This is a genomic window from Streptomyces fractus (genome assembly GCF_049844455.1).
Lineage (GTDB): Bacteria > Actinomycetota > Actinomycetes > Streptomycetales > Streptomycetaceae > Streptomyces > Streptomyces fractus.
Map to the genome: position 1 here is coordinate 1,846,437 of NZ_JBMYHI010000002.1, position 16,647 is coordinate 1,863,083.

A 16,647-nucleotide genomic window follows, 5' to 3' on the forward strand; every position below is an offset into this window, starting at 1 on the left:
ATCAACTGCCTTTCGTGGTGGGCTCGTTGGGCTCGTTCAAGGCCGGTACGTCCCAGTCGCGGGCGACGCCTGCGGTGTCGGCGCCGGGCTGGGCGGGGCCCGAGTGGACGCTGGTGGGGGTGTCGGAGAAGCGGGGCGCGGGCGCCGGCTGGGTGAGGCCGCCGTGGTCGACGAAGGTGCCGCGGGCGGCGAGGTGCGGGTGGTGCGGGGCCTCGCCGAGGGAGAGGACGGGCGCCACGCAGGCGTCGGAGCCCTCGAATACGGCCGCCCACTCGTCCCGCGTGCGCTCCTTGAACCGGGCGGCGACGGCCTCGCGCAGCTCGTCCCAGCGCCCCAGGTCGTTCCGGGCGTCGGCCACCTCGCCGAGTTCGAGGAGTTCGGCGAACTCGGCGTAGAACTGCCGCTCGAGGGCGCCGACCGCCATGTGCTTGCCGTCGGCCGTCTCGTACGTGCCGTAGAACGGGGCGCCGCCGTCGAGGAGGTTGGCGGAGCGCCGGTCCTGCCAGCCGCCGGCCGCGAGCATCCCGTGGATCATCGTGGTGAGATGCGCGGCGCCGTCGACGATCGCGGCGTCGACGACCTGTCCCGTGCCGGTGTCGCGGGCGTGGTGCAGGGCGGCGAGGATGCCGACGACCAGGTAGAGCGAGCCGCCCGCGTAGTCGCCGAGCAGGTTCGCGGCGGCCACCGGCGGCCGGTCCGGTTCGCCGGTCATGCCGAGGGCGCCGGTCAGCGCGATGTAGCCGATGTCGTGGCCCGCGCGCTGGGCGAGCGGGCCCTCCTGCCCCCAGCCGGTCATCCGGCCGTAGACCAGCTTCGGGTTGCGGGCGTGGCAGTCCGCGGGCCCGACGCCGAGCCGCTCGGCGACTCCCGGCCGGTATCCCTCGATCAACACGTCGGCGCGCGCGGCGAGTTGCAGCACCCGCTCGGCGCCGTCCCCGGCCTTCAGGTCGATGACCACGGAGCGTTTGTTGCGGTTCGTGACGTCGTACTCGGGCGGCACCCCGAGCGCGTTGCCACCCGGCCGGTCGACGCGTACGACGTCGGCCCCGAGGTCGGCCAGGAGCATCGCGGCGAAAGGGCCCGGGCCGATCCCGGCCAGCTCCACCACGCGCACCCCGGCGAGCGGCCCACCGCGCCGGCCGCCGTTCTCCGTGCCTGCCACTGCCATCCCGCCACGCCCCCAGCTTGTGACACAACTGATGTAACACCAGTGATGCTATGAACCCGTTCCGCTCAGCACAAGCCCCCGGCAAGCAAGCGCTTAGCCAATTTCGCGCCGTCCGCGGGCGGCGGTACCGGCCGTTCCGCCCCGCGCGCCCCAAGTGGCGGTCTCCCTTCCGGTGACCACCCGAATGAAAGGGGTATTCGGTGATTTCGCACGGAAGTTGCCCGAACTGCGGAGGGATGCGAAGTGGGGCACAGCAGGCGACTGATGGCACTGACGATGGTCACCGGGATCACGGCTCTGGGACTTCTGGGCTGCGGAGGCGACAAGGAGGCATCGGACGAACCCTTTGCCGGCAAGAGCGCGGACCGGATCGCGGCCGACGCGGTGAAGGCCACGCGGCAGGCCGAATCGATGCACGTGAAGGGCACCACGCAGCAAAAGGCGGGCGGGAAGGTCACCGTCGATCTCGCCGTGGACCAGAGCAAGAACTGCGAAGGCACCGTCAAGATGGCCGGGACGACGGCCGACGTGCGCCACCTCGACGGCACGCTCTACTTACGGGGCGACGAGAAGTACTGGCAGGCGACCCTGAAGCAGCAGCCCGGGGCCGCGAAGGTGGTGCCGAAGCTCAAGGACAAGTGGGTGAAGGTCCCGGCGGACGACTCCATGACCCAGGGTCTGTGCGACAAGCAGGGGCTGGTCGCGTCGATGGACGAGGACAAGTCCGAGCGCCAGGGGATGAAGAAGAGCGGGACGACGAGCGTCGACGGCAAGAAGGCGATCCGCCTCACGAAGAAGTCGCCCGGAAGCGGAACACTGACGCTGTACGTCGCCACCGAGGGCAAGCCGTACATCCTGCGCTCCACGGCGAGCGGCGGCAAGACGCCGAACAGTGCCACCTTCAGCGACTACGACAAGGCGGTGCGCCCGCAGAAACCCGGGGCCGACGAGACCGTCGACCTCAAGGGTGTCGCGAGCGCGGCACAGCGGACCTGAACCGGAACCGCCGCCCGACCCCAGGGGCCCCCACGACCCCGCTCACCCCTTCGCGCTAGCCTCGGCCACCGACAACGGCGCGCGACGCGGGTGAGGGGTGGCATGAACGAGTCAAGCAGGACGTACGACGTGGTGCTGTTCGGGGCGACGGGGTTCGTGGGGGTGCTCACCGCCGAGTACCTCGCGGCCAACGCGCCCGAGGGACTGCGGTGGGCGATCGCCGGGCGTGACACCACGAAGCTGGAGCGGCTGCGCGAGCGGCTGACCGAGATCAACCCGGAGTGCGCGGTGCTCCCGCTGGTGCGCGTGGACGTCGCCGAGCGGGCTTCGCTGCGCGAACTCGCCGTCAACACGCGCGTGGTGGCGACGACCGTGGGCCCGTACCTGGAGTACGGCGAAGGGCTCGTCGCCGCCTGCGCGAACGCGGGCACCGACTATGTGGACCTCACGGGCGAGCCGGAGTTCGTGGACCTCATGTACGTGCGCTACGACGCCCGCGCGCGCGACACCGGCGCCCGCATCGTGCACGCCTGCGGGTTCGACTCCATTCCGCACGACCTGGGCGCGTACTACACCGTCAAGCAGCTGCCGCAGGGCGTGCCGGTGCGCGTCGACGGCTTCGTACGGTCGAACGCGACGCTCTCGGGCGGCACGTTCGCGTCCGCCCTGAACCAGTTCTCGCGGGCCCGGCAGATGCTCGCCGCGCAGCAGGAGCGGCGCCGCAACGAGCCCCGCCCCCTCGACCGCACGGCGTACGCGCCGACCGGCACCCCGCGCTACGCCAAGGAGGTCGGCGCGTGGGCCCTGCCGCTGCCGACGATCGACCCCCAGGTGGTGCAGCGATCGGCGCGGGCGATGGAGTGCTACGGCCCCGACTTCCGCTATCGGCACTACGCCGCCGTGAAGACGCTGCCGTTCGCGCTGGGCGGGGTCGTGGGGATGAGCACGCTGTTCGCCGCGGCCCAAGTGCCGCCGGTGCGGCGGTGGTTGGGCGGGCGGCTGAAGCCGGGGGACGGTCCTGACGAGGCGCGCCGGGCCAAGAGCTGGTTCTCGGTGCGGTTCGTGGGCGAGGGCGGCGGGCGCCGCGTCTACACGGAGGTGTCCGGCGGTGACCCCGGTTACGCCGAGACCGCGAAGATGCTCGCCGAGTCCGCGATGTGCCTCGTCCGCGACGAACTCCCGGACACCGCGGGGCAGGTGACCACCGCGGAGGCCATGGGCGACGCCCTCATCGAGCGGCTGCGGTCGGCCGGGATCACGTTCCGGGTCGCGGCCGAACGCTGACCGCCGCCGTGGGGCCGCCGGGCCCTGCCGTCAGGCTTCCGCCCGCGCCTCCGCGGACAGCTCCCGCTTGAGGATCTTTCCGGTGGGGCCCTTGGGCAGGGTGTCGACGATGCGGACGGTGCGCGGGTACTTGTACGGGGCGACACGCGCCTTGACGTACTCGCGCAGCTCGTCCGGCGTCGTCGTCGCCTCCGGCCTGACGGTGAGGACCGCGCGGACCTCCTCGCCGTGCAGCGCGTGCGGGACGCCGATGACGGCGGCCTCGGCGACGTCCGGGTGCGTGTAGAGGACCTCCTCGATCTCGCGCGGGTAGACGTTGTAGCCGCCGCGGATGATCAGGTCCTTCTTGCGGTCGACGATGACGTAGTGACCGTCCTCGTCGCGGCGGGCGAGGTCGCCGGTCCTGAACCAGCCGTCGGTGAAGGCGGCCGCGTCGGCCTCGGGGCGGTTCCAGTAGCCCCGCATGACATCGGGGCCGCGGACCGCGATCTCGCCGACCTCACCAGGGGCGACGTCCTTGCCCTCGTCGTCGATCAGTCGGACCTCGACACCCTCGACCGGGGTGCCGATGGAGCCGGGCTTGCGCACGCCGTCGACCGCGCCGAGCGTGACCACCGGCGATGTCTCGGACAGGCCGTAGCCCTCGACGACCGGGCAGCCGAACGCCGACTCGAAGCGGTGCAGCACCTCGACGGGCATCGCGGAACCGCCGGTCGCCGCGACCCGGACGGTCTCGACACCCGCCTCGCCGGCCGCCTCCGCCGCGGCGAGCAGCGCCACGAACATGGTGGGCACACCCTCCATGACGGTGACCCGGTCCCGGCTCAGGACGCGCAGCGCGGCGGCGGCGTCGAACCGGGGCAGCAGCGTCACGCAGGCACCGGTGAGGACGGCGGCGTTGAGTCCGCAGGTCTGGCCGAAGACGTGGAAGAACGGCAGGCCGCCGAAGACGGTGTCGTCGCCGGTGATGCCGAGCAGCTTGGAGACGGTCTCCGTGTTGCTGCGCAGGTTGCCGTGGGTGAGGACGGCTCCCTTGGGGCGGCCCGTGGTGCCCGAGGTGTAGAGGATCACGGCCGCGTCGCCGTCCGCCCGCTCGACGGTCCCGGCGCGCGGGCGCGCCGCGTCCAGGGCTGCCGCCAAGTCGTCGCCGGTGACGTCCGTGCAGGTGATGCCCAACTGGGCGGCGGCCGACGCCGCTTCGGGCAGGGAGGGGCCGCTGGTGAGGATCGCCCGGGCGCCGCAGTCCCCGGCGCTGTAGCCGATCTCGCCCGCCTTCAGCAGCGGGTTCATCGGGACGACGACGGCGCCCGCGCGCAGCACCCCGTAGTAGGCCACCGCGAAGTCCGGAACGTTGGGCAGCACGACCGCGACGCGGTCACCCGGTTCGACGCCCTCGCCGGCGAGCCAGGCGGCCACGCGTGCGCTGCGCTCGTCCAGCGTGCGGTAGTCGAGCACCTGGTCGTCGAGGCGCAGCGCGGGCCGCTCGGGGTGGGTCTCGGCGGTGTGCGCCAGGTTGCGGGCCAGATTGGTCACCGTCGACCTCTTTCCTGCGGGATGTTCCGGGTGGGACAGGACGTACGTTGCCGCAACGGTTCCCGCCCGGTCTTGACCGTGCGCGACAAAGTCTTGGCATGACACGTCACCATCGCCTAATTACTTGTCATAGGACGACAGTTATTTGACGTCGTGTGACAAGCCGCGGGCAGGCGGAGAGAGCGATCGTGAGGCGCAGCACGCTTCCAGGGCCCCGCGGCCCCCGCCGAAGAACGGTCCCACGACATGAACAACATGCGGCCGCTGACCGCCCGCCGAATGGCCGGCTGGGGTATCGGCGCCTTCGCGTCGAACGCCTTCAACACCCTCCCCGGACTGCTGCTGCTCATCTACATGACGGACGCCCTCGGCGTTCCGGCGGCGCTCGCCGGCGCCGTCGTCGCCGTACCGAAGCTGTTCGACCTGATCGCGAGCCCGTGGTTCGGCGCCGTCAGCGACCGCGAGGCGACGCGCACCGGACGGCGACGGCGGCTGATGACGTCCGGCGCGCTGATCCTTCCGTTCGCGTTCGTCGCCACCTTCAGCTCGCCGGTGCGCGGCGACGCCGCGGCCCTGTGGGTGTTCGCCGCGTTCCTCGTCGCGTCCGCCGCGTATCTGTGCTTCCAGGTGCCGTTCACCGCGCTGCCCGCCGAGATGTCGGACTCGCCGCGGGAGCGGACCCGGATGATGACCTGGCGGACCCTGTTCTTCACACTGGGCATGCTCGTGGGCGGGGTCGCCGGGCCGCTGCTGACGAAGGACGGCACCCCGGCCGCGTACCGGACCATGGCCGTGATCATCGGTGTGGTGCTGCTCGTGGTGCTGCTCGTCCCCGTGATGTCCACGCGCGCGGTGCGTTCGCGGCCCTCCGCCGAAGCGCCCTCGCTGCGCGCCGCGTTCCGCACGGCGCGCGGCAACCGGCCGTTCGTCCTGCTGTCGGGCGTGCTGTTCCTCTACTACGTCTTCACCGTGATGATCCTGACCGGACTGCCGTACGTGGCCACGTACTTCCTCGGCGGAAAGAAGGAACAGGCCACCGTCTTCCTGGTGTTCGCGCTCAGCTCCGCGCTCGCCGTGCCCGGCGCGGGCGCGCTCGCCCGGCGGTACGGCAACGTGCCCCTCCTGCTGACCGGGCTCGTCCTGTGGGTCGTGGGCGGCCTCGTCCTGTACGTCACCGCGGGGATCGGCGTCGCGGCCACCTCGGCCGCCGGTGTCGTGGTCGCCCTCGGGCAGGCGGCGGGGCTCGTCGCGATGTACGCGCTGCTCACCGACTGCATCCGCTTCCAGGCCGAGCGCACGGGACACGACAGCGCCGGTGTGCTCTCCGGGGTGTGGACGGCGGTCGACACGGCCGGGCACGCCCTCGGCCCCGTCGCCTACACCCTCGTCCTGTCCCTGACCGGCTACGCGTCCTCGACCCTCGACCGCCCCGTCACCCAGTCCGCGACGGCGCTCGAAGGCATCCGCCTCGCCTACTCCGCGCTGCCCGCACTGCTCCTCCTGACCACCTTCCCGCTGGTGCTGCGCTATCGCCGCGCCGTCGCCGGTCAGGCCCTCGGCACCGCTGCCGTCAGCCCCACCGAGGCCTGACCCGTACCACCCGCACCACCCGCACCATCCCGAAAGGACCACTTCCGTGGTGAATCCGGCCTACCGCGCCACCCTCCCGATCCAGCAGCCGAAGCGCTCCCACGCCACACCGGTGGACGTCCGCGACGCCGAGCAGCCCGCGCCTCTTGAGCGGCTCCGCCCGCCCAAGGGCGCCCCGAACGTGCTGATGATCCTCGTCGACGACATGGGCTTCGGCGCCTCGTCCTCCTTCGGCGGCCCGTGCTCCATGCCGACCGCCGAGCGGCTCGCGGAGGGCGGACTGCGCCTCAGCCGCTTCCACACCACCGCGATCTGCTCTCCCACCCGCGCCTCGCTCCTGACCGGCCGCAACCACCACACCGTCGGCGCCGCCGGCATCACCGAACTGGCCACCAGCCACGACGGATACACCTCGGCGCGCCCCGACTCGTGCGCGCCGATCCCGGAGATCCTGCGCCGCAACGGCTACAACACCTTCGCCTTCGGCAAGTGGCACCAGACGCCCACCTGGGAGACCTCCCGCTCGGGCCCGTACGACCGCTGGCCGACGGGTGAGGGCTTCGAGCGCTTCTACGGGTTCATGGGCGCCGAGACCGACCAGTGGTACCCGAACCTCTACGAGGGCACCACCCCGATCCCGACGCCGACCGAGCCGGGCTACCACCTCAGCGAGGACCTCGCCGACCGGACCATCGCCGACATCCGCGAGCAGCAGGCCGTCACCCCGGACCAGCCGTTCTTCGGCTACCTCGCGTTCGGCGCCTGCCACTCGCCGCTCCAGGCGCCGCAGGAGTACGTCGACGCGTACCGCGGGCAGTTCGACCACGGCTGGGACGAGCAGCGCGAGCGGACGCTGGCGAAGATGAAGGAGCTCGGCATCGTCCCCGAGGACGCCGATCTCAGCGCGCGCCCCGAGGAGATCGAGGCGTGGGCCGAGCAGTCCGACGACGCCAAGCGGCTGTACTCCCGCATGATGGAGGCGTACGCCGGGATGGCGACGCACACCGACGCGCAGGTCGGCCGGGTCGTCGACGCCCTGGAGGAGATGGGCCTCCTCGACGACACGCTGATCCTGTACATCATGGGTGACAACGGGGCGAGCGCCGAGGCCGGTCCCGACGGCTGCGTCAACGAGTACGCGACGTACAACATCGTGCCCGCGACGGTCGAGTCGATGCTGGAGCGCGTCGACGAGCTCGGCGGTCCAACGCTCTACAACCACTACCCGGTGGGCTGGGCGCACGCCATGAACACCCCGTACCAGTGGACGAAGCAGATGGCCTCGCACTGGGGCGGCACCCGGGTCGGCACCATCGTGCACTGGCCCGCGGGCATCGACTCCCCCGGCGGCATCCGCGAGCAGTTCACGCACGTCAACGACGTGGCGCCGACGCTGCTCGACCTGGCCGGCATCCCCGAGCCGACGTCGGTCAACGGTGTGGCGCAGAAGCCCATGGAGGGTGTCTCGTTCGCGTACGCGCTGAACGACGGGGCCGCGGCCGAGCGGCACACCACCCAGTACTTCGAGATCTTCGGCAACCGCGGCATCTACCACGAGGGCTGGTCCGCGTGCACGAAGCACGCGGTGCCGTGGGAACTCAACGGCGAGCAGCGGCCGTTCAGCGAGGACGTGTGGGAGCTGTACGCGCCCGGCGACCACGCCCAGACGCACGACCTCGCGGCCGAGATGCCCGAGAAGCTGGAGCGGCTCAAGGAGCTGTTCCTCATCGAGGGCGCCAAGTACAACGTCTTCCCGCTCGACGACCGCAAGGCGGTCCGGGTCAACGGCGACGAGGTGGGCCGCCCGGCCGTCGGCAGCACGGACACCGTCGCCCTGTACCCCGGTATGCGGGCGCTGCACGAGTCGGTGCTGCCGTCGACGCGCAACCGGTCGTGGTCGCTCACGGCGGACATCACCATCACGGACGCGCCCGCGCGTGGTGTCGTCGCCGCGCAGGGCAGCCGTTTCGCGGGCTGGGCCCTGTATCTGCGTGCCGGCATCCCGGTGTTCCACTACAACTGGGTCGACGTCGAGCGCTACGAGATCGCGGCGCCCGAGCAACTGGCTCCCGGTGCCCACCAGTTGACGTATCTCTTCACGTACGACGGTGGCGGCGTGGGCAAGGGCGGTCTCGGCGAGCTGTTCGTCGACGGCAAGCCGGCCGGGTCCGTGCGGCTCGACCACACGGTGCCGTTCATCTACCACATGACCGATGGCCTCGACATCGGCGAGGACAACGGCAACCCGGTCACCGACGACTACGGGACGACGCGTGGTGTGTTCACCGGCGGCCGTATCCACAAGGTCGTCCTGTCCTCCGGTGAGGACGCGCACGAGGACCCGATGGGCGAGGCCCGGGCGAAGGCGTCACTCCAGTAGAGCCGGCGGTTCGGCACTCAACGCGAAGCCCCCGTACGCCACTTGCGCGTACGGGGGCTTCGTCCGGGTCTCACACCTCGTGCACGGGCGGGGGTGTCCAGTCCCCCTCGGCGATCTCGGCTCCCGGCCAGTAGGCGCGGACCGTCAGCTCGAAGGCGCCGCGCGGAGCGGGCAGCCAGTTCGCCTCGCGCCCCTCGGCAGGCGGCTCATGCTGGATGTGCAGCGTGAGGGAGCCGTCGGCCTCGTACGTCAGGTCCCGGCTCTTCGTCCCGATCGAGTAGCGGCCGAGGCCGTTCGGGGCGAAGAAGTGCTCCGGGTTGTAGAGCGTGAGCGACCAGAAGCCGTGCACCGGCGGGACCTGCCCGGGCGGGAAGGTGAGCGTGTAGCGCCGGTCGCCGTCGAGGCGGCGATCCTGGCTGTCGTGCTCCAGGAAGAAGTAGCGGGTCTCCTCGGCCTGGTTCACGTACATGTTGGACTTCGCCGTCGCGGTGCGCGTCAGATAGTCGAAGCCCCAACTCGCCACGTTCATCGGCGAGTTCCAGCCTCCGGGCAGTCGCGTCCCGTTGGTACGGAAGTCGAAGAGCGGCGCGATCACCGACTCCTCGGTCTCGACTGCGGCCTCCGTCAGCGCCGCCGCGACGGCGGGGTCCGTGGAGGCCGCGGCGAGCAGCGCCCGCATCATGGCGTACCGGGACTCCTCGCCCGGCAGCGGCGGGACGAGGTCGAGGATCCCGGGCAGCTCGTCGAAGAACGTCCCGGGGTCGACCCACTGGTGTTCGCCCGCCGCCGTTCCCCCGCCGGGAAAGTGCGGGACGTTGCGCCAGTCCACCGTCTGGGGGCTGCCGGTGTGGGTGCTGAGCGGGTGGATGACCAGCCGGTTCAGGATCGGCTGTACGGCCTCCAGATCCTCGGCGGTGTCGTCCAGGAACACCCGGGGTCCCATGGCCACCAGTTCGGTGGGCGCGCGCAGGACGCCGGCGATGCCGTCGGGCACCTTCCCGTCCCAACGGGGGCCTACGACAAGGTAGTTGCCCGGCTCGGTGCCGTACTGGCGGCCTAGCCGGGAGAACTCCTCGCTGCGGGCGTCGTACAGGGAGCAGACCCAGTAACGGTCGCCGAAGTCCGGCAGCTGGAGCACCACCGGGTCGTCGTCCACCGCTCCGTAGCCGAAGCCGTAGACGACGTCCTGGTTGGGGTGGGCCACCCACCGTTGCGCCGGGTCGACGTACCCGCTCAGCATCGTGACGTAGCCGGTGGGGGCCGCCGGCAGGACGCCGCCGACGAGCCCGCGTTCCGGGGCCGCGGCGAAGGAGGCGCGGCGGTGGAACGCGTTGACGATCGGCCAGCCCCACACGTACACGTCGCGCGCGAGCAGCCGCGCGAACTCCGGTGTCACCACCGTGCCCGGTGGGACTCCTCCCACCTGGTGCGCGGCTTCCGGCGTCGGGTTCTGGTGGCTCACGGACCGGGTCACTCCTTCTTGTCGCCCTTGTCGGCGGCGTAGCGGGCGGCGCCGCCCGTCAGGTAGTTGACGTCCAGGCCCTGCGCCGCGGAGAGCTGCCGGGTCAGGCCCTGGATGGTGACGGCGTCGAGGACCGAGTGGAACTGGCCGTCGTCGGTGAAGTTGATGTTGGCGCCGTAGACCACGTACAGGACGACGGTGTCCTCGGTGTTCTCCTCCGACGCGTACAGCTTGTGCACCGAGGCGCCGGGCTCGTACAGGTACGAACCCTCGGTCTGCGGCTGGTCCGGGTACTCGCGGTACGCCCACGAGCCCTTCAGCGTGTACGCGTGCACGGCGCCGGTGTGCAGGTGGATCGGGAGCTCCGCGCCGGGCGCGAAGTGGGCGAGCACGACCCAGACGCCGACCTCGGGGTCGAGGAAGAGCGGCTGGTAGTGGATGCCCGGGCCGAGGGAGTCCTTGATGACGGGGATGTCGTTGACGTTCAGCGTGAGCAGTTCGCCCTGCGGGAGCGACATGACGGGAAGCTTGGCGGCGGAAGTCTGGTCGGCCATCTTCTTGTCTCCTTGGTTGTTCGGTGGGATGTACGTGACCTGGATGTGCGTAACCTGACTGGTCGTCAGAGTCCGGGCACGATGAGGATCTTGGCGTCCTTCTCGGGGTCGGCGAGCCCCCGGCAGGCGTCCGCGACGCCCTCCAGGCCGACCCGGCTCGTGATGAGCGGCTCGGCGCGCAGCTCGCCCGCCGCGAGGTGTCCGAGGGTCTGGGCGAACTCCTCGACGGTGTAGTAGAGGGAGAAGACCAGGTCGATCTCCTTGAGCACGCCGAAGGTGGGCAGGAACGTGTCCTCGGCCATGCACAGACCGGCGACGACCACCCGCGAGCAGGCCGGGGCCCCGGCGAGGATCTGGTGGATCACGCCCGGTACGCCGACGCACTCGAACACCACCGAGGGTCGGTACGGGAGTTCGGGGAACAGCGCGGTCTGGCGGCCGTAGCGGCCCGGGTCGTCGACGGCAGCGACCTCGTGCCAGGAGTCGTACGGCGAGTTCTCGCGCGGGTCGACCACGATGTCGGCGCCCAGCTCGGCGGCGAGCGCGCGGCGCGCGGGCGAGAAGTCGGCGGCGATGATCGGGCCGACGCCGCGCATCTTCAGTACGGCGATCACGGCGAGGCCGATGGGGCCACAGCCGACGACGACGGGGACGTCGTCCGCGCCGAGCGCGCCGCGGTTGACGGCGTGCAGCGCGACCGCCAACGGCTCGGTGAGCGAGGCGACTTCGCTGGACAGGTGCTCGGGCACCGGCATCAGCAGCGCCTCGGACAGCACCATGTACTCGGCGAAGCCGCCCGGCGCGTCGACTCCGCCGAAGCCGAGGTTCACCGGCGCCGGACGTATCAGCATGGGCGGCGACACGACGCGGGCGCCGGGCGCGAACGTGCCCTGCGTCTGCGGTCCGTGGCGGACGACCTCGGCGCAGAACTCGTGGCCGAGCACGACCGGCTTGTCGGGGTCGAGCAGGTCGCCCCCGGTCACCGCCTTCACACCGGCGGCGAGTGCGTGGCTGTGCGTCACGCAGTGCAGGTCCGAGCCGCAGATGCCGTTGGCCAGCGTCTTGACCAGGACCTCGCCGGGTCCGGGTTCGGGCATCGGGATGTCGGCGACGTCAAGAGCGCCGTTCTCCAGGACCACTGCTTGCATCGTCATAGGGGTTCCTCACGGTGCTGATGGAACAGGGGGTTGGTCAACTGGCGCTGTAGCCGCCGTCCACCGGGATGGTCACGCCGTTGATCAGTCGGGCGGCCGGGGAGGCCAGGAACACGGCGGTCCCTGCCAGCTCCTCCGGCTCGCTGAGTTCCCCGCTCGGGATGCGGCCGACGATCGCCTCGGTCGCTCCGGGCAGGTCCGCGAGCGGCGCGGTCAGCGCGGTGCGGATCCAGCCGGGCGCGATGCCGTTGACCCGGACGCCGTCGCCCGCCCAGGTGAGGGCGAGGGTCTTGGTGAGCTGCACGATCGCGGCCTTGGCGGCGCCGTAGGCGGGCACCAGCGGGGAGCCGAAGTAGCTGTACATGGAGCCGACGTTGACGATGCTGCCGCCGGACGCGGCGAGCAGCGGCTTCAGCGCGGTGGCCATCGAGAACGAGCCGGTGAGGTGGATGCCGACGATCTCCTCGAAGGTGGCGAGCTCGTACTCCTCCATGGGCGCGGCCCGGCCCGCGCACTGCACCAGCACGTCGAGCCGGTCCAGGTCCTCGGCGAGGGCGCGTACGGCGTCCGCGTCCCGCACGTCGAGCACACGGTCGTCGATGCCCTTGCGGGGGTCGGCCGGTACCGGGGACACATCGGTGGCGATGACGTGCGCGCCGGCGTCGACGAAGGCCGCCGCGATCGCGCCGCCGATCCCGCCGCGGCCACCTGTGATGAGGACATGTTTGCCTGACACGTCGAAGTCGACGGGCATCCGAGGGCTCCCTTGCTCCGGAACGGTGATGTGCTCCAGCTTGCGATCCCGCGCCCGCCAAGTCTTGACGTGGGGCGACAAGAATTTGACACTTGGCGACATGAGCTCGCTGATCCGTTCCAGTTCCCTCACCGGCTTTCCCACGCTGGTGAGTTCGCTCGGCGGGCAGGCCGAACCGCTGCTGCGGCAGGCCGGCATCCACCCCGAGGCGGTCGGCGACCCGGACGAGTACGTCCCGTACCGGGCGATCGTCACGGCCCTCGACCTCGCGGCCCGGCGGCACGACTGCCCCGACTTCGGGCTGCGGCTCTCCGCGCACCAGGGCCTGGACATCCTCGGCCCGGTCGGCGTGATCGCGCGGCACGCCACCTCGGTGGGTGACGCACTCGACGGCATCGCCCGGTTCCTGTACCAGTACAGCCCGGCGATCGAGATCATCGTGGAGACGGCGGGCGCGGAGGCCGAGTACCACTTCCGCATCCGCCCGCGCGTGCAGCGCACGCTGATCGACACGGCCCAGATCGGCGAACTGTCCCTGGGCACCAGCCTCCAGATCTACCGGATGCTGATCGGGCAGGAGTTCACCCCGTCCGCCGTCTCCTTCCTGCACCGGCCCGCGGCCCCCATGAGCACGTACGAGGACTGGTTCGGCTGCCCGGTGGCGGTGGAGCAGAACCACTGGGGATTCCGCTTCTCGGCGGACGTCCTGAGCCGGCCCGTCGAGGGCAGCGATCCGGCCGTGCGCAGGCTCGCCCTGGAGTATCTGAGCGGGGTGGTCGGCGGCGCCGTCGGCAGCGGGCTGCCCGCCGAGGTGCGCAGCACGGTCAAGCGCGCGCTGCCCACTCGGCGGTTCAGCCTGGAGGACGTGGCGGACAGCTTCGCCCTCCATCCGCGCACGCTGCAACGGCAGTTGGCGGCGCACGGGACGACGTTCCAGGAGATCGTCGACGACGTGCGCCACGAACTGGCCGACCGGTATCTGCGCACGACGGCGATGCCGCTCGCGCAGCTCGCCGACGTGCTCGGGTACAGCGAGCAGAGCAGCTTCAGCCGCTCCTGCCGCCGCTGGTTCGGCTGCTCACCCCAGGCGCAGCGGGCGACCGCCAAGGGGCAGACGGGGCAGCCGCGTTAGACCAGACGGAATTGCCCATGGAGCGTGCGGTGTCCGGCAGCTTCTCGGAGCCGAAGCTCCCACCTGTCCTACGAGTGAACGTCCCGTAGCCCTCGCCGGCGCAGCAGAGCGAGCGCGAGCCCGTACGCCACGAGGATCGCCGCGAGCAGCGGGTAGTAGAGCGGTGGCAGGCCCGAGACGCCGAGCCACGGGCCGAGCGGGGTCAGCGGCAGCAGGATGCCGACGGCCGCGAGCCCCGTCGCCGCCCAGCGCACGGGGCCCGGCGTGCGGCCCTCGGCGGTCTGGCGGCCCGTGCGCAGCAGGAGCATCACGAGGGCCTGGGTGAGCAGGTTCTCCGTGAACCACCCGGCGTGGAAGCCCTGTTGGTCACCGAGGTCGAGCGCGCCGGGCAGGCACAGGGCGAGCGCGCCGAAGGTCGCGATGTCGGCGAGCGCGCCAAGCACGCCGAATCCGGTGATGAAACGCAGGAAGGGCCGGGGCCGCAGCACGGTGGGGCGGCGCAGCGCGGCCGGTCGCGGCCGGTCGAAGGCGAGGGCGAGCTGGGCCGCGTCGAAGCACAGGTTCTGGACGAGGACCTGCGGCGGCAGCATCGGCAGGAAAGGCAGCAGCAGGCCCGCCGCGAGCATCGCGATCACGTTGCCGAGGTTGGAGGAGAGCGTGATCCGCAGGTACGAGGCGATGTTGGCGCTGGAGTGCCGGCCCGCCACGACGGCGTGTTCGAGCGCGGTGAGGTCCTTGTCGGCGAGCACCACGTGCGCGCTCTCGCGGGCCACGTCGACGCCGCCGGCGGGGCAGACGCCGACGTCGGCGGCGCGCAGGGCGGGCAGGTCGTTGACGCCGTCGCCGAGGAATCCGGCGGTGTGGCCGCGGCCGCGCAGGGCTGTGATGACGCGGGCCTTGTGGTCGGGGGTGCAGCGGGCGAAGACGGTGGTGCGGGCGGCGAGCTCCCCGAGCCGCGCGTCGTCGAGGTGCTCGATGTCGGCGCCGAGGACGACGTCGCCGGGCTCGATGCCCACGTCGCGGCAGACGCGGGTGGCGGTGGCCGGGTGGTCGCCGGTGAGCACCTTGACGGTGACGCCGCGCTCGCCGAGGGCGCGTACGGCGTCGTGCGCGGTGTCGGCCGGGGCGTCGTGGAAGGCGACGAAGCCGCGGAGGGTCAGGCCGCGTTCGTCGGCCGGGGTGTAGCCGCGGGTGCGGGCCGTGCGCCGCGCGGTGGCCACGGCGAGCAGGCGGACACCACCGGCCGCGAGTTCGTCCGCGCGCCTGTGCGCCGCGGCCCGCTCGTCCTCGTCGAGCGCGCAGCGCTCCAGGACCTCCGCCACGGCGCCCTTCACGGCGAGGACGTGCACGCCCAGGGTGCCGGGTTCCTTGACGACGGCGGTGGCCAGGCGGCGTACCGGGTCGAAGGGCAGCGCGTCGATCCCGTCGTACGCCTCCCAGTCCTCGGGGCCCGTGGCCGCGAGCAGCGCCTCGTCGAGCGGGTCGGGGTCGGTGAGTTCGGCGGTCTGGAGGGTCCACCAGGCCGATGCGCCCGCCCAGTGCAGGGCCTCGGGATCGGTGCGCTCGGGGTCGACGGCCGGGTCGTCGCGGGTGAGGGTGCCGGTCTTGTCGACGCACAGCACGTCGACGGCGCCGAGGTCGTGCAGGGCGGGCAGGCGGCGCACGATGACGCCGTGCGAGCGGGCGAGGAGGGCGGCGCCGCGGGCCAGGCAGATGGTGACGATGACCGGCAGCATCTCGGGGGTCAGGCCGACCGCCACGGCCACCGCGAACGGCAGGGTCTCGAGGCCCCGGCCGCGCACCGCCGCGTTCGCCATGAGGACCAGCGGCGGGGTCAGCAGCATGAAGCGGATCAGCACCCACGAGATGCCGTGCACGCTGCGGTCGAACGCGCTCGCGGGGCGGTCGCGGCGGGTGCCGTGCACGGCGGCGAACCGGGTGTCGGCGCCGGTCGCGACGACGACCGCGGTGCCGCTGCCGGACGCGACGCTGCTGCCCTGGAACACCAGGTGCCCCTCGCCGTCCCCGTCCGGCAGGTCGGCCGGCTCCTTCGGCACGGGCGCGGACTCGCCGGTCAGGGCGGCCTGGTGCACGGTGAGGCCGCGCGCCTTCAGCAGGCGTACGTCGGCGGGCACGAGGCCGCCGGGCGCGAGGCGCACCACATCCCCGGGCACGAGGTCGTCGACCGGTATCTCGCGCACGCGTGGTTCGTCGCCGGGTTCCTCCCTGCGCTGCACGCTCGCGGTGCCCGCGACCAGTTCGCGCAGCCCGGCGCCCGCCCGGTCGGCCCGGTACTCGCCGTGCGTGCGCAGCACGCTGCTGACGATCACCAGGGCGAGGATGACGCAGGCCGTGCCCCAGGAGGCGACGAGCGCGGAGACCAGTCCGAGGCAGAACAGGACCGTGGTGAAGGGGTCGCGCAGGCTGCGCCACATCCGCAGCGGCCAGGACGGCTGCCGAGCGGTGGGCAGGGTGTTGCCGCCGTGCCGGGCCAGGCGCCGTTCCGCCTCGTCGGTGGTCAGTCCGCGCGGGCCGGTGTCGAGGGCGCGCAGTGTCTGAAGGGCGGTCGGGCCACCGGGGGCGGCAGCGAGGGCGGTGTGCGTCTGAGGCCGCTCGGCCTGGTCGGAAACGGCCACGGGC

The 16,647-nt window shown here is 71.9% G+C and carries 12 protein-coding genes; 5 read left to right on the top strand and 7 right to left on the bottom strand.

Going from position 1 to position 16,647, the window contains the following annotated elements:
* Position 1 precedes the first annotated feature (1 nt).
* A complete protein-coding gene (locus tag ACP4E5_RS10375) occupies positions 2–1,168 on the bottom strand; it encodes a CaiB/BaiF CoA transferase family protein (RefSeq protein ID WP_425827221.1) in 1,167 nt (388 codons plus the stop codon).
* Between the two features lie 264 nt (positions 1,169–1,432).
* Here ACP4E5_RS10375 and ACP4E5_RS10380 point away from each other — a divergent pair, with 264 nt between their 5' ends.
* Both ACP4E5_RS10380 and ACP4E5_RS10385 read left to right on the top strand, forming a co-directional pair.
* A complete protein-coding gene (locus tag ACP4E5_RS10380; RefSeq protein ID WP_425827223.1) occupies positions 1,433–2,164 on the top strand; it encodes a hypothetical protein in 732 nt (243 codons plus the stop codon).
* 102 nt (positions 2,165–2,266) lie between these two features.
* The gene (locus tag ACP4E5_RS10385) at positions 2,267–3,448 is read left to right on the top strand and encodes a saccharopine dehydrogenase family protein (protein WP_425827225.1); all 1,182 of its coding nucleotides are present in this window, start codon (positions 2,267–2,269) and stop codon (positions 3,446–3,448) included.
* A gap of 30 nt (positions 3,449–3,478) precedes the next feature.
* On the opposite strand, the gene ACP4E5_RS10390 is transcribed toward ACP4E5_RS10385, so the two are convergent.
* Positions 3,479–4,981 (bottom strand): long-chain-fatty-acid--CoA ligase, encoded by a 1,503-nt coding sequence (locus tag ACP4E5_RS10390; protein WP_425827227.1) that lies wholly within the window; start codon positions 4,979–4,981, stop codon positions 3,479–3,481.
* A gap of 246 nt (positions 4,982–5,227) precedes the next feature.
* Between ACP4E5_RS10390 and ACP4E5_RS10395 the strand changes: the two genes are divergently transcribed.
* Together ACP4E5_RS10395 and ACP4E5_RS10400 are read left to right on the top strand one after the other, a co-directional pair.
* Positions 5,228–6,571 (top strand): MFS transporter, encoded by a 1,344-nt coding sequence (locus tag ACP4E5_RS10395; RefSeq protein ID WP_425827229.1) that lies wholly within the window; start codon positions 5,228–5,230, stop codon positions 6,569–6,571.
* A gap of 46 nt (positions 6,572–6,617) precedes the next feature.
* Positions 6,618–8,951, top strand: a complete 2,334-nt coding sequence (locus ACP4E5_RS10400; protein ID WP_425827231.1) for an arylsulfatase — start codon at positions 6,618–6,620, stop codon at positions 8,949–8,951.
* Between the two features lie 70 nt (positions 8,952–9,021).
* On the opposite strand, the gene ACP4E5_RS10405 is transcribed toward ACP4E5_RS10400, so the two are convergent.
* The 4 genes from ACP4E5_RS10405 to ACP4E5_RS10420 all read right to left on the bottom strand — a co-directional run bounded on the left by ACP4E5_RS10405 (position 9,022) and on the right by ACP4E5_RS10420 (position 12,875).
* The gene (locus tag ACP4E5_RS10405) at positions 9,022–10,413 is read right to left on the bottom strand and encodes a DUF1214 domain-containing protein (RefSeq protein WP_425827233.1); all 1,392 of its coding nucleotides are present in this window, start codon (positions 10,411–10,413) and stop codon (positions 9,022–9,024) included.
* A gap of 8 nt (positions 10,414–10,421) precedes the next feature.
* Positions 10,422–10,967: a 2,4'-dihydroxyacetophenone dioxygenase family protein gene (locus ACP4E5_RS10410; protein WP_425827235.1), complete on the bottom strand. Its 546-nt coding sequence runs from the start codon at positions 10,965–10,967 to the stop codon at positions 10,422–10,424.
* A 65-nt stretch (positions 10,968–11,032) separates the two neighbouring features.
* Positions 11,033–12,121 (bottom strand): zinc-binding dehydrogenase, encoded by a 1,089-nt coding sequence (locus tag ACP4E5_RS10415; protein WP_425827237.1) that lies wholly within the window; start codon positions 12,119–12,121, stop codon positions 11,033–11,035.
* A 37-nt stretch (positions 12,122–12,158) separates the two neighbouring features.
* The gene (locus tag ACP4E5_RS10420; RefSeq protein ID WP_425827239.1) at positions 12,159–12,875 is read right to left on the bottom strand and encodes an SDR family NAD(P)-dependent oxidoreductase; all 717 of its coding nucleotides are present in this window, start codon (positions 12,873–12,875) and stop codon (positions 12,159–12,161) included.
* A gap of 100 nt (positions 12,876–12,975) precedes the next feature.
* On the opposite strand from ACP4E5_RS10420, the gene ACP4E5_RS10425 reads away from it, so the two are divergent.
* The gene (locus ACP4E5_RS10425; protein ID WP_425827241.1) at positions 12,976–14,007 is read left to right on the top strand and encodes an AraC family transcriptional regulator; all 1,032 of its coding nucleotides are present in this window, start codon (positions 12,976–12,978) and stop codon (positions 14,005–14,007) included.
* A 68-nt stretch (positions 14,008–14,075) separates the two neighbouring features.
* On the opposite strand, the gene mgtA is transcribed toward ACP4E5_RS10425, so the two are convergent.
* The gene (gene mgtA / locus ACP4E5_RS10430; protein ID WP_425827243.1) at positions 14,076–16,643 is read right to left on the bottom strand and encodes a magnesium-translocating P-type ATPase; all 2,568 of its coding nucleotides are present in this window, start codon (positions 16,641–16,643) and stop codon (positions 14,076–14,078) included.
* Positions 16,644–16,647: the final 4 nt, after the last annotated feature.

What these genes read in the sequence shown, in the direction of transcription:
- ACP4E5_RS10375 (WP_425827221.1), bottom strand. Translation starts at nt 1,168, where the DNA reads ATGGCAGTGGCAGGCACGGAGAACGGCGGCCGGCGCGGTGGGCCGCTC.
- ACP4E5_RS10380 (WP_425827223.1), top strand. Translation starts at nt 1,433, where the DNA reads ATGGCACTGACGATGGTCACCGGGATCACGGCTCTGGGACTTCTGGGC.
- ACP4E5_RS10385 (WP_425827225.1), top strand. Translation starts at nt 2,267, where the DNA reads ATGAACGAGTCAAGCAGGACGTACGACGTGGTGCTGTTCGGGGCGACG.
- ACP4E5_RS10395 (WP_425827229.1), top strand. Translation starts at nt 5,228, where the DNA reads ATGAACAACATGCGGCCGCTGACCGCCCGCCGAATGGCCGGCTGGGGT.
- ACP4E5_RS10410 (WP_425827235.1), bottom strand. Translation starts at nt 10,967, where the DNA reads ATGGCCGACCAGACTTCCGCCGCCAAGCTTCCCGTCATGTCGCTCCCG.
- ACP4E5_RS10415 (WP_425827237.1), bottom strand. Translation starts at nt 12,121, where the DNA reads ATGACGATGCAAGCAGTGGTCCTGGAGAACGGCGCTCTTGACGTCGCC.
- ACP4E5_RS10420 (WP_425827239.1), bottom strand. Translation starts at nt 12,875, where the DNA reads ATGCCCGTCGACTTCGACGTGTCAGGCAAACATGTCCTCATCACAGGT.
- ACP4E5_RS10425 (WP_425827241.1), top strand. Translation starts at nt 12,976, where the DNA reads ATGAGCTCGCTGATCCGTTCCAGTTCCCTCACCGGCTTTCCCACGCTG.